A 26,047-nucleotide genomic window follows, 5' to 3' on the forward strand; every position below is an offset into this window, starting at 1 on the left:
CCCCACAACATGAAACGCCTCCTCCCCTTCCTCCTACTCGCCCTGGCCGCCTGCCACTCGGCCCCGGCCGACGACGCGGCCGCGCCGCCGCCCCGCGCCCAGGTGCAGGTAGTGTCGCCCGTGACCCAAAGCCTGACCCAGTACCGCACGTTTCCGGCCACGTCTACCTACCCGCGCAAGAGCACCATTACGGCCCCGGTGGCCGGCTACGTCACGGGCGTGCGGGTGCGGCTCGGCGACAGGGTGCGGGCGGGCCAGGTGCTCTTTACCCTCGAAACCAAGGAGCGCCGGGCGCTGGGCAGCTCCATCACGCGCATCGACCCCTCGCTCAAGGGTTTCGGGCTGGTGGCGGTGACGTCGCCCTCGCCGGGCATCGTGAGCGTGCTCAACATTCAGCAGCCCGGCGATTATCTGCTCGAAGGCGCGCCGCTGGGCACCGTGGCCGAGAGCAGCCAGCTCGTGTTCCAGCTCAATTTACCCTACGAGTACCACCAGCTGGCTAAAGGCAACCCGCAGTGTACCATTATCTTACCCGATAGCACCCGCTTGCAGGGCCAGGTACTCTCGCCGCTGGCCAGCGTCAGCCCCGGCCAGTCGGAGGTGTACCTGGTGCGGCCCATCAACCCCCAGGGCGTTATTCCGGAGAACCTGCTGGTGCAGGTGCGCCTCACCCAAACCGAGCAGCCCAACGCCCAGACCCTGCCCGCCGCGTGCGTGCTGGCCGACGAAACGCTGCATCATTTTTGGGTGATGAAGCTGGTCAACGACTCGACGGCCGTGAAGGTACCCGTGACCCTGGGCGTGCAAAAACCCACCGAAATCGAAATCAAAACCCCCGTTTTCGGCCCCCGCGACCGCATCTTGAGCGCCGGCAACTACGGGCTGGCCGACACGGCCAACGTAACCGTGACCCGATGAGCGCGCCCACTCCCCAGCCCGCGCCGGCCGCGCCCGCGCCGCCCGTCGCCCCGGCCGATACGTCCTACTTCGACACCCTGCGCAAGCCCATTGTGCTGGTGGGCCTGCTGCTGCTGGCCGCCGGCCTGTTTGCCTATTCGCGGATGCAAACGGCTCTTTTTCCGGAGGTTACGTTTCCCAAAATCACGCTTATCGCCGATGCCGGCCAGCAGCCCATCGACCGCATGATGATAACCGTGACCAAACCCCTGGAGGCGGCCGTGAAGCGGGTGCGGGGCGTAACGGTGGTGAAGAGCAGCACCAGCCGGGGCTCGTGCGTGATTCAGGTATTTTTGAATTGGGACGTGGACGTGTACGCCACCAAGGCCCAGCTCGAAAGCCGCGTGAACGAGATAAAGGGGCTGCTGCCGCCGGGCGTCACCATCGCCACCGAGGCCATGAACCAGTCGCTGTTTCCGGTGCTCGGCTATTCTTTGGAGAGCAATTCGCGCTCGCCCATTGCCCTGCGCGATGCGGGTAACCTGCTGGCCCGGCCGCTGTTTTCGCAGGTGCCGGGCGCGGCCAACGTGGTGGTGCGCGGCGGCAAATCCAAGGAGTTTGTGGTCATTCCCGACGCGGCGCGGCTGGCCAGCCAGCGCCTCACGCCGGCCCAGCTGCAAGCCGCCTTTGCCAACACCAACTTCGTGCAGTCGGCTGGCAACCTGGCCAGCTTCCGCCGCCTCTACCTCACCCTTACCGATACCCGCCTCGGCACCCTCGACGACCTCAGGCAGGTGGTGGTGCGGGCCGACTCGGGCCGCGTGGTGCGCGTGCGCGACGTGGCCACCGTCGACATTCAGGAGCAGCAGGAGTTCGTGCTCATCAACGCCAACGGCCACGCCGCGGTGCTCATCGACCTGGTGAAGCAGCAGGGCGTGGACCTGGCCACCTTCGCCGCCGATGCCCACCGCAAGGCCGCCGAGCTGCGCCGCCTACTGCCCCCCGGCATGACCCTGAAACCGTACTACGACCAGTCGGTTTTCGTGAGCGATAGCATTGACAGCGTACTACATAGCATCCTGGAAGGCCTGGCGCTAGCCATCCTGGTCATGCTCGTTTTTCTGCGCTCGTGGCGGGCCAGCCTGGCGGTGCTGCTCACCATCCCGGTCACGGTCTGCTTCACGCTGCTGATGCTTTATCTGTTTGGTATCACCTTGGATATCATGTCTTTAGGGGCCATCGCGGCCTCGGTGGGACTCATTATTGACGATGCCATCGTCATCATTGAGCAGATATACCGGCAGCACGAGGAAAACCCCGACCACAGCAACGTGCGGGTGGTGCGGCTGGCCATTGCGGGGCTGTTTCCGGCCATGGTGGCCTCCTCGCTGAGCACCATCGTCATCCACTTCCCCTTCCGGCTGATGAGCGGGCTGGCAGGCAGCTTTTTCAAGGAACTCTCTGACACGATGCAGATTACGATGGTCTGCTCGTTTCTGGTAACCTGGCTGCTGCTGCCGGTGCTGCACCTGCTCATCGGCTACCGGCCGGGCAAGCACGCCCCCGCCCACCACAACGTAGCCCAGGAGCAGGCCGATAAGCTGCGCTGGCTCACGGGCCTGTTTGCCCGGCCGCTGCTGGCCCTGGCGCTGGTAGTGGGCCTGGGCCTGGGGGCCTACCTGGTGGCGAGCCGCCTCGAAACGGGCTTTCTCCCCGACCTCGACGAGGGTACCATTGTGCTCGATTACCACATGCCGCCCGGCACCAGCCAGGCCGAAACCGACCGCGTGCTGCGCCAGGTCGAAAAAAATATCATCACCAAGCACCCCGAAATTGAGCGCTACTCGCGCCGCACCGGCATCGGCCTGGCCTTCGACACCCGCCCGCCCGAGTACGGCGACTACCTCATCCAGCTCCGGCGCGACCATAAGCTGACCACGCCCGAGGTTATCGACCAGCTGCGCCAGCGCATCGAGGCCAGCGAGCCGGCCCTCACCGTGGACTTTGGCCAGCGCATCAGCGACCTGCTCGGCGACTTGATGAGCAGCGCCAAGCCCATCGAAATCAAGCTGTTCGGCGACGACCAGGCGACCCTCGAAAAGCTGTCCAACCAAACCGGGCGGGTATTGGAGCAGGTGCCCGGCGTGGCCGACGTCAACAACGGCCTCATCCCCTCGGGCCCCAGCATCGTGTTTCGGCCCGACGTGGCCAAGCTGGCCCGCTACGGCCTCACGCCCCTCGATTTTCAGAACCAGCTCAGCAACCTGGTGGGCGGCCAGCTGCTGGGGGCCAGCGGCGCGACCCAGGCCAGCATTTCGCCCGCTCAGGCGGCTTCGCTCGGGGGCGTGCAGGTGGGCCAGGTGCAGGACGGCGAGCAGCTGCGCCAGGTGCGGCTGCGCTACGTCGATTTCACCCAAAACTCGCTGGCCCAGCTCGAAAAGCAGGCCATTGCCCTGCCTAACGGCAGCCCGCGCCCGCTCAGCTTCTTCGCCACCGTCAGCGTGGAGCCAGGCAACGTGGAGCTGCGCCGCGAGGACCTCAAGTCGGTGGCCCTAGTAACGGCCCGCCTCAACGGGGTCGATTTGGGCACCGCCATCCAGGACATTCGCCAGCGCGTGGGCCGGCAGGTGGCGCTGCCCCCCGGCTACACCATCGTCTACGGCGGGGCCTACGCCGAGCAGCAGGCCTCGTTCCGCGAGCTGGCGCTTATTCTGCTCACGGCCAGCTTCTTAGTGTTCACGGTGCTGCTGTTTTTGTTCCGCGAGTGGCTGGTGTCGCTGCTGGTGCTCTTCATTTCGGTGCTGGGCATTTCGGGCTGCCTGCTGGGTTTGTTTTTCGCGGGTATTCCGCTGAACGTGAGCAGCTATACCGGCATCATTATGATAGTGGGCATCATTGCCGAAAACGCCATCTTCACGGTGCACCAGTTCTACGAGTCGCTGCGCGAAACGGGCGATGTGGACACGGCCATCCGCTACGCCATCGCCCTGCGCATCCGGCCCAAGCTGATGACGGCCATCGGGGCCATTCTGGCCCTCTCGCCGCTGGCGCTGGGCATCGGCCTGGGGGCCCAGATGCAGCAGCCGCTGGCCGTGGCCGTTATCGGCGGCTTTGTGGTGGCCCTGCCCCTGCTGCTGTTTGTGCTGCCCACCGGCATGCGCCTCATTTACCACCACGTGCGCCCGCCCGAAGTGGTGGCGGAAGGCGGTGCGGTGGATGTTATATCTTAATGATTATCAAATAGATACCATTAAGCATAAGATTTCAATTAGAATAAGGACAGCTGGTCAGTAGACTTAATAGCCAAATCCTTATTGCTGCTCTTCACGCGGGCTAAACCAGTTCGACTCGCATTACACTCACTTCGAACAATGCGCAGAGTAGCTTTTCCACGGTGATACTCCCGAAACTTTTGCGTCAGGGTATCGTCTTTGAAGATAATCATATTTTGCGCATTACTGGTATAATCAATTTCGCTCATAACAATCTGGCTAACCTCCTTGAATCTGTCAACGATAATTGAGAAAGTATTAGGCTGCCTATGGTCAACCACCAATTCATTCCACGTAGATAATTTACTGGTTTCTTGGCATTTAACTAAGCTCTTTACAGAATTATTTTTGAAATATTGTTGCTTAACTGCCATAATATCAGCGTGAACTACATTGCGACAAGCAGTATAAAATAATCGTTCGGGAGTATATTTTTTATTATTTATAATCATCAAGTACGAAATATACTGGCTTCCATCGATGGAAAATACCTCGAAGCATTTCGTGCTAAATTGCACTTTGGATACTTTTATATCCTTAATAAAAAAGCCATTTTCAGATTGCTGAAAATTCTCCTCATCATTTTCAATTTCAACAGTTTCCTGTTCATATTCTACCGCAGATGCTAAGTAGTTATAGTAGTCAAAATCAAGCAGATTCAATAGGTCGTTGTAATCCTCACCAAGAAGTGACTGCCCGAAATTATAAGTATTGAGAATCTTTTTGTAGTGCGCTAGGGCCTCCTTTTTGGAAGCGTAAGTTTTCTCTCCGATTTTTATAGGCTTTTTCATAAAGACGAGGATTGGTAGATGCGATTACTAACTGCTGGGATATCAGAATCAACGTCAGGCAGTCAGAAATTTATCAGACTGAACAAAGTAGCCATACCTCTGCATCAACAATTCCCCGCACGCCACTGACCCAAGCGCATCTACGGGGCTCTTTTTGCTTTATTACAAAGCCCTCGGCCTGACTGCCAGGGGCTTTGCTGCTTCTGCCGGCCTTAGCTTTCATTAATAAAATTACGCTTTGGGACCACCATAGCCCAGCCAGTCCCACACCCGCGCGCCCAGCCGGTGCAGCGCGGCCAGGTAGCGCGACATGGCCAGGTACAGGGTACCCACCCAGGCCCCGGTGGCCAGCCAGCCGGCCAGCACGTCGGAGGGATAATGGGCCGACAGGTAGAGGCGCGACCAGGCCACGCCCAGCGCAAAAACCAGCCCCCCGCCCCAGGCCACCCAGCGCCCCCGCGTGGGCCAGCAAAGAATGCCCACCGCGCAGGCCAGCGCCAGCGAGGCCATGGTGTGGCCACTCGGGAAGCTGGGGTCGGGCAGCATCGTGGGGGCCTCGAAACAAATCTGCTGGTAAAAATCGGGCCGCAGGCGGTCGAAGTAGTACTTGGCCAGCAGGTTGAGGGCCATGGTGCCGCCCACTGCGCCGGCGGCGAAGGCCAGCGCGTGGTAGCGCCGCTGGCGCAGCAGCCAGGCCGCCCCCAGCGCCGCCAGCCCGTACACCGCCCACCACACGGGGCCGCCCAGGGCGCTCAGCTGGTCGGCCAGGGTACAAAGCGTGGGCGTGGGGTGCTGGTGCAGAAAATTGAGGATGGGCCGGTCGAAGGGAAACCCGTGGTCGGCCTGCAAGTGGTCCTCCCGCAGCTCGTGGGCCACCTCGGCAAACAGGGCCCACGCCCCCACGATAACGGCCAGCAGCAGCAGCAAAAAGCGGTGGTGGCGCACCTGGTGCAGGGCAGCAGTGAGGGGTGAGGAGGACATCAGTGGCGAAGAATAAGGACGCGGGGAAGCAGCTGGAACCAGCCGCCCGCAAAGGTTCACCCGAAACCAACCCCCGTACAACGCAGAACCGCCGCCAAAGCCCCTGACGGGAGGCCTTGGCGGCGGTTTTACTAGTAATCAACTACTTACTCGGCTTTCTTCTCAAATGCGCGCCAGTCGAGCTCGCCGGTATCGCGGCGGCGCAGGAAGTAGCTCTGGTCGTCGTCCTTGTTTTTGCCGAAGGTGAGGTCGGCGCGGCACGAGAGGCACTTAACGGAGGTGTACTTGTACTTGCCCTGGGCCACGCGGCTGGTGAGGTCGAGGTTGTCGGAGCCACAGAGGCCGCAGGCCGCCACGTCGGGAAAGCTCAGGCGGTCGTACTCGGCCACGGTCTCGTGGAGGTTGCTGCCTTGTACGGTGAAGTGAAATTGCCGGCGCCCAATGCGCTTGCTGGTCATCATCTGTAACATAAGAAGGGGCGTCTGATTGACGGTTTAAAGGTACGCCAGTCGCATTGATTTACCAATAATATTGGTAATTCTTAGCTGATTATTCCCAAAATAATTAGCCTGCTTATTCCCGCACGAAGCGCACCGTTTGCACCGCGCCGCCGGCCACGGGCTGCACCGTGCACAGGTAGGCGCCCGGCGCGAGGCGGCGCGCCGGCAGGCGCAGCGCCATGGTCGCGGCCGGGCTGGCGGGCAGCAGCTGCTCGCTCACCAACGCACCCTTCACGGTGAGCAGGCGCACCCGCAGCACCTGCCCGCGCAGGCTGGGCGGCAGGGCCAGCATCAGCTCTTCCAGGTGGCTGGGGTTGGGAAAAATAGCCAGCTTGGCTTCGGGGATAACAACTGCTTCGGTGGTGGCCAGCGGCGTGCCGGGGTGCAGCAAGTTGTAGGCAGTCACGAAGTTAACAATACCCCAGCCCAGGGTATTATCGGGGCTTTGGGCCTGCGAGGCGCCGTTTTTGAGGGCCGCAATCACCTGCTGGGCCGTGAGCGTGGGGTTGGCCTGCCAGAAGCCCGCCACCAGGCCCGCCAGCTCGGGGCCGGCGTAGGAGGTGCCGTTGCCGCGCACGGGCACCCCCGTGGGCGTGAGTACCGCCGAGGCCACGCCCATGGCCGCCAGCGTGGGCTTGATGCGCCCGTCGGCCGTGGGGCCGTAGGAGCTGAAGCCGGCGTGGTTGCGCAGCGAATCGACGGCCCCCACCGCAATAATGCTGTCGGCGTCGGCGGGCACGCCCACGTAGCGCCAGTTGTTGCCACCGTCGTTGCCAGCCGAGTTGACCACCACCATGCCGGCGCGGGCGGCCCCGAGCGCGGCCCGGCTGCTGAGGGCCGTGCGGCCGTTGAGGTCGGCGTAGGTGTGCGAGAGGGTGGCATCGTCGAAGGTGGTGTAGCCCAGCGACGAGCTGATGACGTCCACCCCCACCGAGTCGGCGTACTCGGCGGCGGCCAGCCAGTTGGCTTCCTCCATGGGCGACTCACTGTCAACATCTTCCGTAATGCAGAGGTGAAACGTGGCGCGCGGCGCGGTGCCTACGTAGTAGCCCGGCAGCTCGCCCCCAATGGTGGAGAGGCAGGCCGTGCCGTGGCCGTTGCGCAGGTATACCTGCCGGCCGCCGTCCACAAAGTTGCGGGTGCTGGCTACCCGGCCCTGCTGCTGCACCGCTTGCAGCATGGTGATTTGGTCAACGCCCGGAAAGCCGGCGTCGAAGATGGCCACCTGCATGTTTTCGCCCCGAAAGCCGGCGTTGTGCATGGCGATGGCCCCGATGAGCTGGTTCTGCGCATACGCCTTGCCGTAGGTGGCGCGCGGCGTGGTGGGCGCGGGCGGCGCGGGCGTGGCGGGCACGGCCGGGGCCGGCCGCGGGGCCTGGGGCGGCACCCGGCTCAGCAGCTGGGCGCTGCCCACGGCGGGCAGCTGCTGCACCTGCACCAGGGTGGCCGAGTCGCAGGCCAGCACCGCGCCGTTGAGCCAGCGCGAGGTAAATACTACCTGCGGGCTTCCGCTCACGGCGCGCACCTGGGCCAGGTAGGCGGGGCTCACGGGCAGGTCGCGCGGGCGCACAGCAATGCCCTGGCGCGTGCGCCGGGCCACCGCCCGCGCCGACAAAAACGCCTGCGGCTGCTCCACGGTGTAGGGCGTGCCGGCTTTGTCCCTGAACGTCACGAAGTAGCGACGCACGGCCCCGGTTTGGGCCTGGGCAGCCGGGGCCAGGCCCAGCACGCAGGCCAGCAGCGCCGCCGCTGACCAAAAAACGTTTTTCATGCGGTAGTAAGTAGTCGGGCGAAATCAGACTAAGAAATTAGCCTGAATCAATCGTACATTAATTCAGCTGCAACAGGCTGGGCCTGAACAAGAAATTTAACATTAATCATCTAAAATACAACCACTTAATACCCTATTGCCAGCAATAAGCTAGTAAGCGGAACAAAAGCTATTCGTTACCAGCCAAAAACCAACAGCTCACTACTCAAGTGCCACGAAAATAGGCGCTGCAACCCGGAGACCGTCGCCCGCCCATGCCCCAAATCACAACCGGCCGGCTTGCTGGGTAGCAAGCCGGCCGGTTGTAGTCTTCTCTTATCGCCGCCAAAGCTACCGCCCATGGGCGCTACAGCGTACCGGATTCGATGAGCGTTTCGCGGCGCGCCTGCCCACTCTGCACTATGCCTGGTGTCAGGGTTTGCGAGCCATCTTGGTTGGTAACGAAGGTGTTGTAGCTGAAGCGGCGGCGCAGCACCAGGCCCACGCTGCTGGCATACACCTGCCGCAGGCCCCGCTGGTAGATTAGGTTCACCTCCTCGGCCCCGCCGTCCAGGGTGGTTTTGGTGCTCACCGTGTTGTCGTAGGTTTTGGCGGGCGCGCCGGGCACGGCGGGCGTGGTGTAGGGCACGGCCACGCTGGGGCCGTAGTAGCGGGTGAGGCTGGTAATAGTATCGGGCGAGGCCGTAAAGGCCTTGTAGTTCCAGCCCTTGCTGGCCCGCGCCGGGTAAATAAGCTCCACGGTCCGCACGTTGTTGCGGGTGAGTAGCACGGCCCGGGGCAGCGGCTGCACCACAAAGGCACTGTCGTCGGCCCAGGCGGCGGCGGCGCTGGCGCGCTTGGAGCGCACGAGGCGAAAGGCCGTTTTGCCCGCCGCATCGGTAAACTGCTCGCTCACGCGCTCCCGAAACTGGTAGTTGGCCACCGTGGCCCGGCCACTGACCCAGGTCGAGTCGGCCACGGCGTAGGTGCGGTAGCTGCCCACCACTACCGGGAAATAGTCGTCGTAGGCGGGCATTATCAGCACGTCGTGGCGGCAGCCGGCCAGCAGGCCCGCGGCCAGCAACACCCCCAGCGCCCCGCGCCGACCCTCCTTAGCAAACAAACGAAAAACTGGATTCATAAAGCAGAAAAATGGGCGGGGGCCTCGCGGCAGCCCCGCCCGTTCAGGTTTCTGAGGTACTCAGGCAGGCCAGAATGAGATTGAATTGAAAACGAAGAATTAAAAATCTGATAGTCTTATTTTTAATTCTTCGTTTTTAATTTTTAATTCAATCTCACTCAAGTATCAGGCCACGGTTTCGGCCAAGGCGGCTGGCTCCGGCACTTCGCCGATAATGTGGCGCTCAATCCAGCCGCCGCCCAGCACGTCGTCACCGTCGTAGAACACGGCCGCCTGGCCCGGCGTAATGGCGTGCACCGGCTCAGTGAAATAGATGTTGATTTTATCGCCCGCCTGCTCCAGAAACGCCGGGGAGCCGGCGTGGTGGTAGCGCACTTTCACCACGGCCGGCACCAGGCCGCGGCCTTCGAGGTTGCCCACCTTGCCCATGTTGAGCTTGTGCACGGTGGTGGCAGTGCTGGCCAGCTCGTCGTAATTACCGAGTACTACTTCGTTGGTATCGGGCCGAATATCAGTTACATAAATCGGGAAGCCCAGCGCAATGCCCAGCCCCTTGCGCTGCCCAATCGTGTAGAACGGGTAGCCCTCGTGGCGGCCCACCTCAGTGCCGTCGGCCAGCACGAAGCGGCCGCCGGCCACGCGGGCCTCCAGGCCCGGCACGCGGCGGCGCAGGAAGCTACGGTAGTCGTTGTCGGGGATAAAGCAGATTTCGTAGCTCTCGGGCTTGTTGACCAGCGCCGTGAAGCCGCGGCGGCGGGCCTCATCGTAAATCTCGGTTTTGCGCATCGCCCCCAGCGGAAACAGCGTGCGGCTTAGGCTTTGCTGCGTCACGCCCCACAGGGCGTAGCTCTGGTCCTTGTTTTCGTCAAGGCCTTTGCTCACAATAAAACGCTTACTATCAGCATCTTGGCGAATTTGGGCGTAGTGGCCGGTGGCGATAAACTCGCAACCGAGCTGGTCGGCCCGGCGCAACAGGGCATCCCACTTGATGTGGGTGTTGCAGAGCACGCAGGGGTTGGGGGTGCGGCCGGCCAGGTATTCGCTGGTGAAGTTGTCGATAACGAAATCGCCGAACTCCTCCCGAATATCAATAATGTAGTGCGGGAAGCCCAGGCGCACGGCAATGTCGCGGGCATCGTTGATGCTGTCGAGCGAGCAGCAGCCGGTTTCCTTCTTGGAGCCGCCGGCCGTGGCGTAGTCCCAGGTTTTCATCGTCATGCCGACGACTTCGTAGCCGGCTTCGTGCAGCAGCACGGCGGCCACCGACGAGTCGATGCCGCCACTCATGGCCACGAGGACGCGGCCCTTGGTTGGGGTTGGGTTCATTAGTAGGGCAAGCCACTCCGGGAGGTGAACGTTCCGACTGGCGCCAGTGCAAAATTACGAATGAAGAATTTGGAATAAGCAATTGTAGGGTAAGCTTTAGCTTGCCGCTAGCCGAACGACGGCAAGCTAAAGCTTACCCTACAGCAGCGACCTTTGCGCTACTTCTTCCTTCCTCACTCTAAATTCTGGATTTCCGATGTTAGCTCTTCCCGTGCTCGTGCGCGGCATCAATAACCTGTCCGACGCCCGCTACTGCGCCGGCATGGGGGCCCAGGGCCTCATTTTCACGCTCGACGCCAACCTGCCGGGGGCCGTGGATGCAGCCACCGCCCGCGAGCTGACTGGCTGGGTGGCCGGCGTCGACATCATCGGTGAGTTTGGCCACGTGGCCGGCCCCGAAATCAACCGCCTGGTGGCGGAATGCGGCCTCACGGGCGTGCTGCTGCGCTTCGACCGCGACCGCCAGGCCTGGCCCGAGGGCCTGGCCGTGCCCGCCATTATTGAGGTGCCGGCCAGCCTACTCCTCAAGCAGCACCTCTACGCGGCGGCCATCGCCGACCTCACGGCGGCGCTGCCCGCGGGCTTTACCCTGTTTACCACGCCGCCCCTGCCCTACGCGGCCGACTACGCCTACTGGCATCAGCTGGCCCGGCAGGCTCCCCTGTGGCTGGCCAGCCCCCCCGACCCCACCGAGGCCGCCGACCTGGCTCAGCAGGTGCACCCCGCGGGCCTCATCCTGGCCGGCGGCAACGAAATAAAGCCCGGCCTGCGCGACTTCACGGAGCTCGAAGCCGTGTTTGAAGCCCTGGAAGAAGCCTAAGCCTTTGCCGCAACCCCGAGTACCCGCCCGGCCGGCGGGCGCAGCGTAACCAGCCTGCGCCCGCCGGCCGGGCCATTTCCAGCAAAACCCAAAAACGCGCCGAATAGCAATTTCCCAATTTCAAACAGGATAGCGGGGCGTTGAACGACGATAATCTCTTTTTGGGAACAACGGGCAAACCACGGCGCGGCGACCCGCCGTAGGTGCCTCGCTGCTTCGCCTGGGGGTTACTTTCCGATGGGCCATCCGCCGTTGCCCATGTCTTCCTGCTACCTCCCCACGCTATTCCTCACCCTCGGCGCTACCCTGGCCGGGCAGGCGCAAACCGTTAAGAATACCAAGCCGCTCCCCACGCTGGTGGCGCAGCAGCTGACCACCGATGCGGCCCCCGCCCCGGCCAGCATCCCCACTTACCACCTCACGGGCCGCGTGTTCAGCCCCCTGGGCCGCCCGCTGCCGGGGGCCACGCTTTCGGTGCCGGGCACGGCCAACATCGTGAGCACCGATGCCACCGGCCGCTTTACCCTCACGCTGCCCGCCGGTGCGGGCAGCACGCTGGTGGCGGGCTACGCCGGCTACGAGGACCAGACGCTCAAAGTAAGCCCCGGCGCCACCGCGCCCCTCACCGTGAACCTGCGGCCCAGCACGACCGCCTCTGTCAAAGGCCCCGCCCGCGCCCTGCGCACCGGCGACCTGGCCCCCGATTTTGAGCTGCCCACCACCACGGGCACCCTGTTTAAGCTCAGCGCGCACCGGGGCCACCCCGTGGTACTCTATTTTTATCCCAAGGATGGCTCATCGGGCTGCACCAAGGAGGCCTGCTCGTTTCGCGACCAGTACAAGGACTTTACCGACCTCGGCGCGGAGGTTATCGGCATCAGCTCCGACGATGCGCAGTCGCACCAGCAGTTCACCGAGAAGTACCAGCTGCCCTTTCCCCTGCTAACCGATGCCGGCGGCCAGCTGCGCAAGCAGTACGCCGTGCCCCGCGCCGTGCTGGGCCTGCTGCCCGGCCGCGTCACCTACGTGCTCGACGGCGAGGGCCGCGTGCGCTACGTCTTCAACTCGCTCACCGAAGCCACCAGCCACGTGCTGAACGCCAAGGATATCCTGCGCGACATTCAGTAGTCAGTAGCCGGCGGCCCCGCCGCCTGGCCTACGCCGGCGCCGTGCCCACCCGAAACCGCACGTACTTGATGGGCACGCCCACGGCGCGGTACTTGCCCTCAAAGTGCGTCTGGATGGCCTGGGCCGCCGCAAAGGCCGGGTCAGTTTCGGCGTAGAGGTCGCGGGTGGCTACCTCAATCGCCGCCCCGGGCCGGGCCGCCAGCACCTCCAGGGTGTAGTTGTAGAGGTCTTCGCTATCGGTTTTGAGCTGGGCCACGCCGCCGGGGGCCAGCAGCGCGTGGTACATGTTGAGGAAGCGCGGCGAGGTGAGCCGGCGCTTGATGTCGCGGTCGCGGGGGCGCGGGTCGGGAAAGGTTATCCAGATTTCGCTGAGCTCGTCGGGACCGAAATGCTCGGTGAGCTGGTGGGCCATGAGGCGCAAAAAGCCCACGTTGGTAAGGCCCAGGGCGGCGGCGCGGGTGCTGCCCCGCCAAATACGCTCGCCCTTAATGTCGAGGCCCAGGAAGTTGCGCTCGGGGTGCAGCTGGGCCAGGCCCACGGTGTACTCGCCCTTGCCGCAGCCCACTTCGAGCACCAGCGGGTGGGTATTCTGAAAAAAATCGGCGGCCCAGCGGCCGCTTAGCTGGCCAAAGCTAGCCTTGCCGGGCTCTACGATGTCGGGGCGGGTGGCGTTATCGGCAAAGCGCTGGAGTTTGATGCGGGGCACGGCGGCTGGAATTTTTGGGCTAAAAGGGCCGCAAAACTACGCCCGCTGGCCGGGTTTTGGCCGCCGGCCTACGGGCGCGGGGCTTCGTCGGCCCCCACGCCACCCAGGTACTTACCCACAATGACGCTGATAACGAACACGTCGTAGAAATGCCCCAGCAGCCCCAGCAGAATGGTGGCTTTGCGGGCCACGTTACTCAGGGGCACAATGTCGCCGTAGCCCACGGTGAGCAGCGTGATGAAGCTGAAGTAATTGAGTGACTGCACATTGCCCGGCCCCTGCCCCACATCGGTAAAGGCCCCCGGCTGCACCACATCGATGATGACGAACAGGAACGTGCCCACCATGCCCAGTAGCACGAAGCCGCACATGGTAGCCGCCAGCAGCTCCGTCGTAACCCGACTGGGGGCCAGCACCTTACGAAAAATCCGCAGCGTGATGGAAAAGCAGAATATGCTGTAAGCGCCCCCCGTGTAGGCCCGCACCGTGGACCAGCCCCACACCTGGCCCGCAATTTCCAGGCCCAGCACCAGCAGCAGGCTGCCCAGCAGCACCCAGGGCCGCTCCTCCCAGAATACCAGCACGCCCACCAGCATATTTTGCAGCAGCAGCGCCGCAAACAGCCGCGGGTCGGCGCTGGCCGGCACGAAGCCCGAGCCCAGCACTAAAAACAACAAGCTACCCACCAGCAACTTATACCGGTTGCGGGCCATCTGCGTAACGTATGGGTGCCGGAGGTAGCTCATGGGCCACAAGTACGGCACGCCCCGCCGCCTGGCCCGCCGGGGCTACCCATACAACTCGGCCACCTCAGCTACCACGAAGGTGCTGCCGCCGATAAATACCACGTCGGCCGGGCCAGCCGCGGCGCGGGCGGCAGCCACGGCCGCCGCCACCGGCCCGTAGGCCCGCCCCGTAAGGCCGGCCGCCGCCGCCTGGGCCGCCAGCTCATCGGCTGGCAACGCCCGCGGAATAGCGGCCTGGCAGAAATAATACGTGGCCGCGGGCGGCAGCAGGGCCAGTATCTGGCTGATATCCTTGTCGTTGACCACCCCGATTACCAGGTGCAGGTGCGCGTGCGGCACCCGCGCCAGCTGGGCCAGCACGAGCCGCAGCCCGGCCTCGTTGTGGCCCGTGTCGGCCACTACCAGCGGCTGCCGGCCAATAATGCTCCAGCGCCCGCGCAGGCCGGTGAGGCGCGTCACCTCGCGCAGGCCCTGGCGCAGGGCGCTCTCCGGAATGACGAAGCCCTGGGCGCGCAGCTCATCCAGGGTGGCCAGCACGCCGGGCAGGTTCAGGCGCTGGTAGTCGCCGAGCAGGCCCAGCTCCACGTTTTGCAGCCACGGCTGGCCGTCGCGCCGCACGTCGAGCAGCTGCACCGCGGCCTCGCCGGCGGGCGCGGGGTCGAGGGCCAGCTGCGCCACGTAGCGCGTGTCGGCAAAGAGCAGGGCGCTCCCCTCCTGCCGGGCTTTAGCTTCAAAAACGGCGGCCACTGCGGGCTGCGTCTGGCTGATTATCACCGGCCGGCCAGGCTTGATGATGCCGGCTTTTTCACCCGCAATCTCGGGCAGCGTATTGCCCAGCATGGCCTGGTGGTCGTAGCTGATGTTGGTGATGAGCGAGACGAGCGGCGTGATGATATTGGTCGAGTCGAGCCGGCCGCCCAGGCCCACTTCCACCACGGCGATATCGACCCGCCTGACGGCAAAGTAATTGAAGGCCAGTGCCACGCACATCTCAAAAAACGAGGGCTCGATTTTGGCAAACAGGGGGCGGTATGCTTCCACCCATTTCACCAGGAAAGCCGGGGCCAGCTCCTGCCCGTTTACCCGAATGCGCTCGGTGAACTCGCGCAGGTGCGGCGAGGTATAGAGGCCCACCTGGTAACCGGCGCTTTGCAGCACCGCCGCCAGCAAGTGCGATGACGAGCCCTTGCCATTGGTACCGGCCACGTGCACGCTTTTAAACTGCGTTTCGGGGTGGCCCAGGGCAGCGGCTAGCGCCTCCGTGTTGCCCAAGCCTTTCTTGAAGCCGGCCGCCCCTACCCGCTGATACATCGGTAGTTGTGCGTAAAGCCAGGCCAGGGTTTCGGGGTAAGTCATTTTACTGGAAATGAAAAACCGGCCAGGCGGGTGCGTAATTATGCCAGCGATAACTACGCACCCCGCCGGCCCGGTTTTCCCTTATTTAACCGTGAATCGGAAGGTGTAATAGCCGGTGGCCCCGCCCGCCCCGGCGTTCGTTTTCACGAAGTTGGCCTGCTGAAGCTTGTCGCGGCAGAGGCGCTCCTGGGCCGGCGACACGTTGCCCGACACCTTGGAGATGGACTCCACCTCGCCATCGTCGCTGATTTTTATCTTGAAGCGCACCACGCCAGGGTTGTCGTCCAAGGCCTCCACCACGGGCGCATTATCGAAGCGCCAGCCGCTCATTTCGAGGCCGCCGCCCCCGCCGCTGCCGGGGCGCGCGCCACTGCCGCCGCTGCCGGGCTGGCCGTAGAGGGCCTTGGCATCGAGCGAGCCGCGGGGGTCGCCCTGGTCGCCCACGGTGCCGGGGGGGCGGTCGCCGTTGCTGTTGCCGGTGGGTGCGTTGCTGGTACCATTTACCCCATTGCCGCCGGCCACGCCGCTGGCGCTGCTCTTGGGCGTGTAGAGGGTGCGGGGCTGCTCGCGGGGCTTGGGCGGCGTGGGGGTGGGCGTTTCGCGCACGGGCTCCACCACGGCTTTGGGGGTGGGCTTGGTCACGGGCGGGGCCGTGGTGCCGGCGTCTTCGGCTTCGCTGGTGATTACCTTTTCCTGAACCGCGGGCTGCGGCGCGGGCGTAGGCTCTACGCGGGGCTGGGCGGGCTGCGGGGTACGGTCGGGCTGGGCGGCGGGCGGGCGCGAGTCCTCCTTATTGAGCGAGGCGTTGGCGGTGGCCATGGTCTGAATGTCGCCCGAGCCGGCTTCGTCGAGGCCGTAGTTCAGCTCCACGCCATCGCCACCCAGGGCGTCGAGCGGCGGGTTGGGGCCCGTGAACTTCAGAAAAAAGCAGATGAGCGCCAGCAGCAACACCACGGCCGCCGTGATGCCCAGGGCTTCGCGCCGGTGCTCTTCGGGATAGTCGAGGGCCATTGTTTTTTAAGTTAGAACTTATGAGGCAGAAGTAAAAGGAGGAACGTTATGCTTCGACAAGCTCAGCATGACGTTCCTCCTTTTACTCCGCTAAGCAAATTTACCGTTGCGACTGCGTGGCCATTACCATTTTGAGCTTCAGGCGGTTGCCTACTTCGAGCACGTCCACCAGCTTCTGCACGTTCAGGCCGGCATCGACGCGCAGCACTACGGAGGGCTGGGCCTCGGCGGGCTGGCCGGGGGTGAGCAGGGCCCGCAGCTCGGGCTCCAGGGTGGCGGCCGTGACGGGCTTCTTGTTCACGTAGTATTCGCCCGCCGCGTTGATGCTCACCGTGATGGGTTGCTTCATTACCTGCTTGCTACTTTTGGCATTGGGCAGCAAGAGCTTGATAACGTTGGGGTTAACCATGGTGGACACAATCAGGAAGAACAGCATCAGAAAGAACATGATGTCGTTCATCGAGCTGGTCTCGACGTGGGAGGACAGGCGGCGGCGGCGGGAAAGATTCATTCGCGGAGCGAAGGAGTGAAGGAGCGAATGAGTGAAGGAGTAAATGACCAACTGCGCCTCTTCGGAGAACACCGCTTTCATTCACTCATCCACTCATTCGCTCCTTCGCTCCTTGATTAATTGTCTTGTAGGATATCCATGAACTCGACGGCCGAGTTCTCCATGCGGAACACCATGCGCTCGACCAGGATGCTGAGCCAGTGGTAGCCGATGTGGGCGATGATGCCCACGATGAGGCCGGCCGCGGAGGTTACCATCTTGGTGTAGAGGCCGCCGGCAATTTGGGTGATGCCGAACTCGCCGCTGCTGGAAATGGCGTAGAAAATCTTGATAACGCCGATAATCGTGCCCACGAAGCCCAGCATGGGCGCAATGCCCGCGATGATGCCCAGGATGCTGATGTTCTTTTCGAGGCGGGCAATCTCGATTTTACCCACGTTTTCGACGCTGGCCTCAATCTCGGTGATGGGCAGGCCAATGCGGCGCAGGCCTTTTTCTACCATGCGCGCCAACGGCGAGGGGTTTTGGGCGCAGTAGAGCTTGGCGCCTTGCAGGTCGCCCTTCACCATGAGCGCCCGGATGCCGCTCATAAACGACTCGGGGTTGCCGGCGGCACTGCGGATGGTGAGGTAGCGCTCGGCAATGATGTAGACTGACACCACGAGCAGCAGCACGATGGGGAGCATTATCCAGCCTCCCTTCAGCAGCAGGTCGATGAGCGAGAGGCCAGGGTCGGCGTTAGCGGCGGCGGTTGCCACCGTGGCGGCCGTATCGGTGGCAACGGTCGTGAGGGCCGGGGCGGCTTGCAGCAGGAAAACGAACATTCAGCGAAAACGGGAAGAACGGAATAATTTTACGAATGCTCAATAGCTTTCGCAACTACTTATAAATCAGTATTATAATACAAATAGCCAACAGGTCACAGGCTGGTTGCGCCAGCTTACCTAGTAAGGCAAAACGGTCAGGCCTTTGTCGAAATGCGGATTCTGGCGCAGATGCGCGGCGGCCACTGTGGCCGTGGGGCGGTCGGCAAAGTCCACGGCCGACAGGCGGTACAGGCGGCTGCCAGCGGGCGGGCAAATTACCTTGGCCGGCCGGCCGGCGTGGGCCAGGTTGCGGCGGCCTTCCTCAGCCCGGGCAAACGACGAGTACGCGGCTACGACGAGGTAGTAACGGCCAGTGCGCACTTTAATTGTAGTGGGCACGGCAGCGCCGGCGGGCGCCAGGACCGCAACAGCGGCCACGGGGGCCGGTGCGGCGGCATGCGCCGCCCCTACCTTGGGCACTACCGTATGCGTAGCCACTGCCTTGAGCGCCACCACGGTTACGGCTTTGCTGCTCTTCACACTTACTACCGGGTGCACGGCGGGGGCTGGCGCACCAACTAGTGGCGCAAGCGTAGCGGGCGCAGCCGGCCGCGGAGCCGTGGCCGCCGCGGCATAGGAAGTAGTGAGAGTGCCCGCCGTACCCGGCTTGCGCAGGGCCATGGGCACGGGCTTGGCCACGTTGCTCTCGTCGGCGAGGGCAATGGCGGCGGCGGCGGGCACCTTGCCGGCTTTGGCGCGGGGCCGCAGCAGGCTGGCGCGGCTCCGCGTCAGCATGGCATCAACCGGGTCAACCGTTTGGCCGGGGGTTGGAGTAGCGGCTACGGGCTGGGGCGCGGCCACGGTAGCCACATCCGGAGCCTTGGTAGCGACAGCCTCGGCCAGCGTATTAGCAGCGACAGCCACGACCGAAGTATTAGCCTCGGAATCAACGGGAGCGGCTACTGCCTCAGCCACTACGGCGGGGGCGCTGGCAAAGCTAGGCTGGGCCAGGGCTGCTTGCTGCGACACTACCGGGCGGGCGGTTTCTTCCCAGCGGGGTAGGTAGCCCTGCCAGGCGGCAGGCACATTTTCGGGGTGCAGGTTCAGCATATACAGGCCCGCCACGGCCAGGCCGGCCAGCAGGCCGATGCGAGTGGCGGGCACTAAACGCCGCAGCCGCAGGCCCTGACTAGCCGAGCGCAGGCGCGGCATCAGCTGGGCCTGCTGCTCGCGGGCCAAGCGGGCGTCGAGCACGGCCACGGGGTGGGCCGCGAGCTCGGGCAGGCCAAAGGCGGCGGCCAGCAGGTTGTCGGTGCCGGTGTACTCAAACTGCAAACCGCGGCCGGGCTGCTGCCGAAACACGCCAATGCCGGGCAGCTCGGTACGCTGCTGGTTTTGCAGCTCGTGGTGCAGGGCGGCCACGGCCTGGCGCAGGGCCTCGCGGGCCTCAGCGGCGGGCAGGCCCAGGTGCTCGCGCAGGGCATCGACGAGCAGGCCGTCGTTGCGGGTGAGGGCCTGATTAAAAGCTACCTGGCGGGTGGGCGGGCTGAGCAGATGCCGGCCGCCAGGATGCACCTGGGCCGGAACAGACTCGGCCACCAAGCCCCCAAAATCCGGGATTATCACGCAGTCGTGGTCGCGGAGCAAAGGGCGTAGGTGGTCGGAGAGATTCATCTTTTTTGAATTATAAGTTATGAAGTACGAGCTATGAAGTATGAGTTAGAAACGGGTACGCTTACCAATAGTATAAATACAATTACTTGGTAATCAGCAGTTTACAACTCATAATTTTTGATTCACATTTCATTTAGAAGCTGTACGTGAGGCCGCCGATTACGTTGATACCCTGGCTTTGGTAGTTCAGGTAGCGCTGGTATTTGCGGTTGGCGAGGTTGTTCCCCATTGCAAAGATGCTGAATTTTGGGGTAATACGGTAATCGGCACGCAGGTTAAGGTCGACAACGGCGTTGGTTTGGCGGTCGGTAACCGGGCTGGCCGGGAAGCCGGAGCCAGCCCCTACCCCATAATTGGCCGAGTAATAGTAGAAGTTGGCCCCGAGCAGCAGCTTGTCGGTAGCGTTGTAGGTGCCGTAGAGGGTGCCGATGAAGGCCGGCCGGCCGTAGGCCTGCGCCAACGACTTGACGCCGTAATAGTTATAATCAGCCTTTACCCCCACCCGCACTTTTTCCGACGCGCTGTAGAGCGCCTCGGCGTGCACGTTGGCCACGTTGATGGTGGTGCTATCGTAGGCGAGGTCAAACTTGCTGGTATCGGCCACCGAGTTGCGGTAAAAATACAGGTTGCGCGAGCGGCCGAAGGTGGCGCGGGCGGCCAGCTCCAGGCCGCTGATGGGCGTGGCCGTGAAGCCCGCGTAGGCTGTGGGGCCGGCGTGGGTATCGGCCAGGCTTTGGCCGGGGGCCAGCCAGGGGTTTGCCTGGCTCAGGTCGTAGCGCGTAACGCGCTGGATGGCCCCGCCCAGGCCGCCGTAGAGCTGAAATTTCTCGGGTACGATGGCGTAGCTCACCCGCACCGCGGGGTTTATCATGCCCTTGCCCACGCCGTTGAGCGCGTCGCTGCTATAGCCCAGCGTGGCGCCCAGCGTGAGGGTGAGGCCGGTTTTGCCGGTCAGCTCGTAGGCGGGCGTGGCCTGGAAGAAATTGCGCGAGCGGGTAAAGTCGCTAATCAGGCCTCCAAACCGGGCGGGCTGCTTATCGGAGATGAACGAGCCCTGCGCATCGAGGGTAATCCGGCTGGTTTCGCCGAGCGCGTAGCTAGCCTTGCCATCCACCAGCAGGTTGTTTTCGCTCACGTTGAAGTGGTCGCCGAAATAGCGGTAGCCCACGCCGACCTCGTATTGCAGGGGGGCATCGGCGGCGCGGTTGCGGGCGTAGGCCCGCACACCGAAGCGGGTGAATGTTTGCTTGAGGGCGTCGCTTTCGGGGGTGGCCAGCAGCCGGCGGCGGTCGTAGCCATAGAAGTTGTAGCGCTCGCGGGCCACGTCGAGGGCCGCGCCGAAGGTGGTGGCCCCTTTGTAGTACTCGCCGGTGAGGGCGGCGCTGGTACGGCTCACGCCCGAGTTTTTGCCATCGACGGGGCCGGTGCTGGAACTGTTGTGACGCAAGTCGAGGCCGTAGCTGTACTGGTCGTTGCGGGTCGAGTGCAGGTGGGCGCGGCCGTACACCGAGCCGTAGTTGCCCACGCCCAGCTTCACGTAATTGCCGGTGAGGGGCTCCAATTCTTCCTGGGCCACGGTGAGCACCTGCACCGAGGGGGTGAGGCGGGTGGCCGGCAGCTGGAAATCGGGGTAGGTGTAGGTGACCTGGCGGGTGGGCTTGGGCGGCGGGGCCAGCTTGATTTTCTCGAAGTTGCGGGTGGCCTCGGGCAGGGTGTTCACCCGGTCTTTCACAATCTCAATCTCGGCATCCTGGATGGTGCCGCGCGGCTTGCCCTTGCCGGGCTGGCTTTGGGCCTGCGCCCCAAACGTGCTGGCTCCGCCCAGGCCCAGGGCCAGCAGGAAGGCCCGGCCGGCAGCGGTAGTAAAGCTTGATTTTAGCACCTCTAAACGTTTCATTTATACTAAATTATACCAGCGAGCTACTAAATATCTTAGGGCCTCGCAGTCGGCTTGCGCACCGGCGCTTTGACCGGAGCCGGCTTGGTGGGTGCGGGCGTAGCCGGCTTCACCGGGGCCGTTTTAACGGGCGCGGCTGGAGCTGCCTTGGCCGGAGCGGCAGACTTGGCGGGCGCCTTAGTGGGTGCGGGCTCTTCGGCCGGGGCCGGGGCATCGTCGCTGGCGGGCAGGGCTTTGAGGCGCTGGCGGGCACCTTCGATGACCTCGGCCACCGGGAATTTATTGTCGATAACCGAGTTCAGCGTGGCGCGGGCCTGGAAGATATCTCGCTGGGCGGTGTACACGTCGGCGAGCAGCAAGAAGGCGCGGCCCTGCCACAGCTCGTAGGCGCTATAGCCCGAGTTGACCTTAAAGGCTTCCGCGATGGCTTCGTCGTATTTCTTCTGTTTAAAAAGCACTTCCGCCAGCGTGTACTGGGCTTCGGCCCCGGTTACGTCGCTGGGGGCGGCGGCCACGGTGGCGGCCAGCTCGGTGGCCGCCTGGTCGAGGTTGCCGAGCTTAAAATCGGCCTTGCCCTGGTAGAGCAGGGCGGTATTGGTGGCGTTGGCGGTGGCCCCGGCCAGGGTGCTGAGGTCGGTGGCGGTGCTGCGGGCCTTGGCGTAGTCGCCGCCATCGTAGTACGCTTTGAGCAAGCCCAGGGTGGCGGTGGCCACCTCGCGGCGGTTGCTGGACGCCGTGCGCAGGCGGTCGTAGTATTTGATGGCCTCGGGGTAGTTCTTGTTGTCGAGCTCCAGGTCGGCCACGCGGCCCACGGCGCGGGTCACAAATTCGCTCTTGTTCTCGGTCACCACGGCTTTGAGCAGCGGCAGGGCCTTGGCCTTGTCGCCGGTGCGCAGGTACGAATCGGCCAGGATAAAGCGGGCGTCGGGGGCCAGGGCGTTGCTGGGGTACTGCTGCAAGTAGGCCTGCACGCGGGGCAGCGCCTGGGTGTATTTCTCGGCCAGGTACAGCGACTTGGCGGCCTCAAACTCGACGCTCTCGGTGGCTTTGCTATTCGGGTTTTGAGCTTTGAAACCGGCCAAAGCCTGGTCAAACTCCTCGTTGCGGCCCAGGGCGGCGAGGCTTTCCTGCAAGCTGTAGAGGGCCTGCTGGGCGGCGCTGCTGCGCGGATAATCGGTCAGTACCTTCTGAAAATCGAGCACGGCCTTGTCCTGCTGCTCCAGGTTGGCGTAGGCCACGCCGCGGCGCTGGTAGGCCTCGGGCAACAGGCTGGAGGTGGGCCGGTTCGTGATGAGGCGGGTGAAGCCCTCGGCGGCGGGGCCATAGTCGCCGGCCTGAAATGCCAGCTGCGCCTGCTGAAACACGGCCTGCTCGGCGTAGCGCGAGTCGGGGTTGCTCTTAAGCAGGGACGACAGGGTTTGGTCGGCCTCGTCCTTGCGGCCGAGCAGGCCCAGCGTCACGCCCTTCTGGTAGTAGGCGTAGTCCTTGTCGGCGGCATTGGCCAGAATGACTTTATCGTACTGCGCCAGGGCCGCGCTGTAGTCTTTGGCGATGTAGTAGGTGTCGCCGAGGCGCAGCGTGGTGTCGTAATAATTAGGGTCGGTGGGCTGGGCAGCCGGGTCGGCCAGGTAGGCCTGAAACTGGGGCTGGGCCTTGGCGTACTGCTTGGTATTGTAGTAGGCGTAGCCCAGGCCGTAGCGGGCCAGCTGCACGTACTGGGTTTCTTCAGCGCTCACGCCACCCTGGCGGGCGGTGCGGGCGGCGGCGGCGTAGGCATTGATGGCATCGGGGTACTGCTGGCCCACCGAGTAGATTTCGCCGCGCAGCACCTGGGCGGCGGCGCGCAGGGCATCGTCCTGCGGGTACTTCAGGCTTTTATCGAGCAGCGGCAGGGCCTGGCTGTAATTGCCATCGTTGTAGAGGGTGGCGGCCTGCGCGTACGCAATGCGCTGGTAGGTGCCGCTGAGCTTGTCGCCGCGGTCGTCGCCGAGGCCTTCGAGGTAGGTGAGCGCCCCGGCGTAGTCGGTGCTCGACAGGAAGCCGTCGCTGAGGAGCTGGTCGACCACGGGCTGGTTTTTGGAGCGCGGGTACTTGCGGCGGAAGTCGCGCAGGGCCGTAATCACGTCGGGCAAATTGCCCAGCTCGTACTGCACCTGGGCGTACTTAAGCGTGGCGTTTTCGGAGAGCTGCTTGTCGAGGATGCTCTGGCGGGCGGCGTCGAAGGCGGCCAGGGCGGCGGTTTTCTGGCCATCCTGCAAGTAGCTCAGGCCCAGATGATAAGCCGCATTCTGGCCCAGCGAGTCACGGCGGGCGGCCACGTTCTTGAGGTTGGTGATGGCGTTTTTGTAGTCGCCCTGCTTGTAGTCGGCGTAGCCGATTTTGTATTGCAGGCCGGGCTCTATTTTGCCCTTGTGAGCGGTGGCGTACTGGCCGAAGTACGGGCTGGCGGCCTTGTAGTCCTGCTTCTGATAATAGGCATCGCCCACCAGCAGCTGAATCTCGTCGGCGCTTTGGGGGGGCGGGGTTTGCTGCAAGGCCTTGGCTGCGTAGCTGATGAGGCCGTCGTAGTCGCCCTCCTTGTAGTAGAGCTGGGTCATGATGGCCGGCACCACGCCGCGGTAGGCGTCGTTTTCGGCGGCCACCAGCAGGTCTTTGCGGGCGGCGGCGTAGTCGGCGGCCTGGAAGGCCAGGTAACCGGCGTAGTACGAGCTGGCGTATCGGTACTGGCTGGCCACCTGCTTATTACGGTCGAACAGGATGCGGGCCTGGTCGTATTCCTTTAGCTGAAAGTGGCTGTAGCCCAGCTTGAAATCGGACTCGGCGCGCTGGCTGGCGCTGAGGTTGGCAGGGGCCACCTTTTGGAAGTAGGCGCTGGCCTGGCCGTAGTTCTGCTGGTCGTAGTAAAACTTGGCCAGCTCGAAGTACGCCACTGCGGCGCGCGGGTGGGCCGGGTGCAGGCGGGCAAAGTTGAGGATGAGGCCCTCGGCATCGGGGTGCAGCAGGTAGAGGCCGCTCACGGCGTAGTAGTACTCGGCGTCGGCCAGGCGCTCCTGGCGGCCGCTGGCGGCGGCGGGGCCGCTTTGCTCGCCGGCGCGGGTGGCCCCGGCCTGCTGGTACTGCTGAAAGGCCTGCTGGGCCGCGCCGTACTGCTTTTTATCAAACAGGTCGAGGCCTTCCTGAAAGTAGCGCTCGGGGCTGGTATTGGTTTGAGTGAGCTGGGCGTGGGCAAGCTGGGGCTCGGCGGCGGCGGCCCCCAGCAGGGCGGCGGCCAGCGTGAGCCGGGGGGGTAGCTTCATGTAGGGCAGCGGTTCGGTGGGCGGGCGGGCCGGCTATTGGCCCGTTCGGATTCGGTCAAAAGTAGCGAAAAAACGCGGGCCGGGGGTTTTGAGCGGCCTGGCGCAGGTGTAAGCAACGTGAGGAGGCGGGGTTTGGTACGTGGGCCGGGCGGGGGCAGGCCCGCAGCCGGTAGCACTCTAACCCGCAACTATATTTGATAGATTTTTTCTTCCGCTACTTTTATCAATCTCTTTTTTCTGTGCAAACAAGTACTTTACGAGTGCTATTTTTACTGCTGCTGACGCTGCTGGCTGGCTCGGTGCGCGCGCAGCGCGTAGCGATGGGCAACTACCACACCCTGACCATTCACGCTGATGGTACGCTTTGGGCCTGGGGCGACAATAGGTTTGGGCAGTTGGGCGCGGGCACTACCACTATGCAGCTTGCGCCCGTGCAAGTGGGCACGGCCACCACCTGGCAACGGGTGATTGCGGGGGAATTCCACTCGATGGCCCTGCATACCGACGGTACGCTCTGGGCCTGGGGCAATAATGAGTTTGGACAGCTGGGTACTAGTACTACCACCCGCGTGCTAGCGCCAGTGCAGATTGGCACTGCCACCACGTGGCAGCGGGTAAGCAGTATTTCTGTGCACACCGTGGCCCTGCGCACCGACGGTACCCTTTGGGCCTGGGGCAATAACGCTTACGGGCAGTTGGGCAGCAATGGCACTACCAGCCCGCAACTAAGCCCCGTGCAAGTTGGGACGGCTAACACCTGGCAAAGTGCGGCGGCTGGCTACCTGCACACCGTAGCCCTGCGCACCGACGGCACCCTGTGGGCTTGGGGTAACAATACCTATGGGGAGCTTGGTGACGGGAGCACCACCAGCCAGCCTGCTCCACAAAAAATTGGCACGGCTACCACCTGGCGAACCGTAATGGCACCCTCTGGGCCTGGGGCTACAATGGCAACGGCCAACTCGGCACGGGCACAGCCACCACCGAGCTTACGCCTGCCCCGGTCAGCCCCGGGAGCAGTTGGCAAACGACTGCCGCAGGCGGTGATTATTCGGCCGCCCTCCGCGCTGATGGCTCACTCTGGACGTGGGGTTACGATTACTATGGGCAGCTAGGCCTTTCCAATGCCAATGCCTCTCCCCTACGTATTGCCAACGGCACATTACTAGCCGCCACCCCAGCTACTACCGCGGCCGCCTGGCTCCTGGCCCCCAACCCCGCCCACGGCCGTGCCCAGCTGCTGGGCCCGGCCGCCGGCCCCGTGGCCGGCCAGCTCTTCGACAGCCAGGGCCGCCTGGTGCGCACCACCACCTCGGCCGAGGTCGAGCTGGCGGGGCTGGCCCCGGGCCTCTACCTGCTGCGCGCCGCGGCGGGCGGGGCTACGCGTACCCTGCGCCTGGTAGTGGAGTAATACTACCGTTTCCTACTTGCTTATTAC

At 63.7% G+C, this 26,047-nt stretch carries 20 protein-coding genes and 1 pseudogene; 6 read left to right on the top strand and 15 right to left on the bottom strand.

What is annotated here, in order from left to right:
* The first annotated feature begins 9 nt into the window (after positions 1-9).
* On the top strand, positions 10-918 hold the full coding sequence (locus QMK33_RS11950; protein WP_283564819.1) for an efflux RND transporter periplasmic adaptor subunit: 909 nt from the start codon (positions 10-12) through the stop codon (positions 916-918).
* Positions 915-4,127, top strand: a complete 3,213-nt coding sequence (locus QMK33_RS11955) for an efflux RND transporter permease subunit (protein WP_283564820.1) — start codon at positions 915-917, stop codon at positions 4,125-4,127. The genes QMK33_RS11950 and QMK33_RS11955 overlap by 4 nt, the downstream gene beginning before the upstream one ends.
* A gap of 38 nt (positions 4,128-4,165) precedes the next feature.
* On the opposite strand, the gene QMK33_RS11960 is transcribed toward QMK33_RS11955, so the two are convergent.
* The 6 genes from QMK33_RS11960 to mnmA all read right to left on the bottom strand — a co-directional run bounded on the left by QMK33_RS11960 (position 4,166) and on the right by mnmA (position 10,658).
* Positions 4,166-4,960 carry a DUF3223 domain-containing protein gene (locus QMK33_RS11960; protein ID WP_283564821.1) on the bottom strand — a complete coding sequence of 265 codons (795 nt, stop codon included), beginning with the start codon at positions 4,958-4,960 and terminating at the stop codon, positions 4,166-4,168.
* A gap of 231 nt (positions 4,961-5,191) precedes the next feature.
* Positions 5,192-5,941 (bottom strand): phosphatase PAP2 family protein, encoded by a 750-nt coding sequence (locus QMK33_RS11965; protein WP_283564822.1) that lies wholly within the window; start codon positions 5,939-5,941, stop codon positions 5,192-5,194.
* A 146-nt stretch (positions 5,942-6,087) separates the two neighbouring features.
* The gene (locus QMK33_RS11970; RefSeq protein WP_283564823.1) at positions 6,088-6,411 is read right to left on the bottom strand and encodes a hypothetical protein; all 324 of its coding nucleotides are present in this window, start codon (positions 6,409-6,411) and stop codon (positions 6,088-6,090) included.
* 103 nt (positions 6,412-6,514) lie between these two features.
* Complete coding sequence (locus QMK33_RS11975) at positions 6,515-8,212, bottom strand: S8 family serine peptidase (RefSeq protein WP_283564824.1); 1,698 nt, start codon at positions 8,210-8,212, stop codon at positions 6,515-6,517.
* A gap of 346 nt (positions 8,213-8,558) precedes the next feature.
* Positions 8,559-9,332 carry a hypothetical protein gene (locus QMK33_RS11980; protein ID WP_283564825.1) on the bottom strand — a complete coding sequence of 258 codons (774 nt, stop codon included), beginning with the start codon at positions 9,330-9,332 and terminating at the stop codon, positions 8,559-8,561.
* Between the two features lie 165 nt (positions 9,333-9,497).
* Positions 9,498-10,658 carry a tRNA 2-thiouridine(34) synthase MnmA gene (mnmA, locus tag QMK33_RS11985; protein WP_283564826.1) on the bottom strand — a complete coding sequence of 387 codons (1,161 nt, stop codon included), beginning with the start codon at positions 10,656-10,658 and terminating at the stop codon, positions 9,498-9,500.
* A 196-nt stretch (positions 10,659-10,854) separates the two neighbouring features.
* On the opposite strand from mnmA, the gene QMK33_RS11990 reads away from it, so the two are divergent.
* On the top strand, positions 10,855-11,478 hold the full coding sequence (locus QMK33_RS11990; protein WP_283564827.1) for a beta/alpha barrel domain-containing protein: 624 nt from the start codon (positions 10,855-10,857) through the stop codon (positions 11,476-11,478).
* Positions 11,479-11,736: 258 nt separating this feature from the next.
* Complete coding sequence (locus tag QMK33_RS11995) at positions 11,737-12,606, top strand: redoxin domain-containing protein (RefSeq protein ID WP_283564828.1); 870 nt, start codon at positions 11,737-11,739, stop codon at positions 12,604-12,606.
* A gap of 28 nt (positions 12,607-12,634) precedes the next feature.
* Here the strand turns inward: QMK33_RS11995 and trmB are convergent, their stop codons facing one another.
* The 9 genes from trmB to QMK33_RS12040 all read right to left on the bottom strand — a co-directional run bounded on the left by trmB (position 12,635) and on the right by QMK33_RS12040 (position 24,609).
* Positions 12,635-13,312 carry a tRNA (guanosine(46)-N7)-methyltransferase TrmB gene (gene trmB / locus QMK33_RS12000; protein WP_283564829.1) on the bottom strand — a complete coding sequence of 226 codons (678 nt, stop codon included), beginning with the start codon at positions 13,310-13,312 and terminating at the stop codon, positions 12,635-12,637.
* 68 nt (positions 13,313-13,380) lie between these two features.
* Positions 13,381-14,058, bottom strand: coding sequence for a potassium channel family protein (locus QMK33_RS12005; protein WP_283564830.1), 678 nt, complete (start codon positions 14,056-14,058; stop codon positions 13,381-13,383).
* A gap of 42 nt (positions 14,059-14,100) precedes the next feature.
* A complete protein-coding gene (locus QMK33_RS12010) occupies positions 14,101-15,414 on the bottom strand; it encodes a bifunctional folylpolyglutamate synthase/dihydrofolate synthase (protein ID WP_283564831.1) in 1,314 nt (437 codons plus the stop codon).
* An 81-nt stretch (positions 15,415-15,495) separates the two neighbouring features.
* Positions 15,496-16,425 carry a hypothetical protein gene (locus QMK33_RS12015; RefSeq protein ID WP_283564832.1) on the bottom strand — a complete coding sequence of 310 codons (930 nt, stop codon included), beginning with the start codon at positions 16,423-16,425 and terminating at the stop codon, positions 15,496-15,498.
* Between the two features lie 100 nt (positions 16,426-16,525).
* The gene (locus QMK33_RS12020; protein WP_283564833.1) at positions 16,526-16,936 is read right to left on the bottom strand and encodes an ExbD/TolR family protein; all 411 of its coding nucleotides are present in this window, start codon (positions 16,934-16,936) and stop codon (positions 16,526-16,528) included.
* 116 nt (positions 16,937-17,052) lie between these two features.
* Positions 17,053-17,760 (bottom strand): MotA/TolQ/ExbB proton channel family protein, encoded by a 708-nt coding sequence (locus QMK33_RS12025; protein WP_283564834.1) that lies wholly within the window; start codon positions 17,758-17,760, stop codon positions 17,053-17,055.
* Between the two features lie 120 nt (positions 17,761-17,880).
* Positions 17,881-19,416, bottom strand: coding sequence for an HU domain-containing protein (locus tag QMK33_RS12030; protein WP_283564835.1), 1,536 nt, complete (start codon positions 19,414-19,416; stop codon positions 17,881-17,883).
* 133 nt (positions 19,417-19,549) lie between these two features.
* The gene (locus tag QMK33_RS12035) at positions 19,550-21,313 is read right to left on the bottom strand and encodes a TonB-dependent receptor (protein ID WP_283564836.1); all 1,764 of its coding nucleotides are present in this window, start codon (positions 21,311-21,313) and stop codon (positions 19,550-19,552) included.
* A 35-nt stretch (positions 21,314-21,348) separates the two neighbouring features.
* On the bottom strand, positions 21,349-24,609 hold the full coding sequence (locus QMK33_RS12040) for a tetratricopeptide repeat protein (RefSeq protein ID WP_283564837.1): 3,261 nt from the start codon (positions 24,607-24,609) through the stop codon (positions 21,349-21,351).
* Between the two features lie 299 nt (positions 24,610-24,908).
* Between QMK33_RS12040 and QMK33_RS12045 the strand changes: the two are divergent.
* Together QMK33_RS12045 and QMK33_RS23605 are read left to right on the top strand one after the other, a co-directional pair.
* A pseudogene (locus QMK33_RS12045) lies at positions 24,909-25,547 on the top strand (RCC1 domain-containing protein); the annotation flags it as partial.
* Complete coding sequence (locus QMK33_RS23605; RefSeq protein WP_502867062.1) at positions 25,517-26,020, top strand: T9SS type A sorting domain-containing protein; 504 nt, start codon at positions 25,517-25,519, stop codon at positions 26,018-26,020. The pseudogene QMK33_RS12045 and the gene QMK33_RS23605, both read left to right, overlap by 31 nt.
* The last annotated feature ends 27 nt before the right edge of the window (positions 26,021-26,047 follow it).

Origin of the sequence: Hymenobacter sp. H14-R3 (assembly GCF_030063445.1) — a bacterium.
Taxonomy (GTDB): domain Bacteria; phylum Bacteroidota; class Bacteroidia; order Cytophagales; family Hymenobacteraceae; genus Hymenobacter.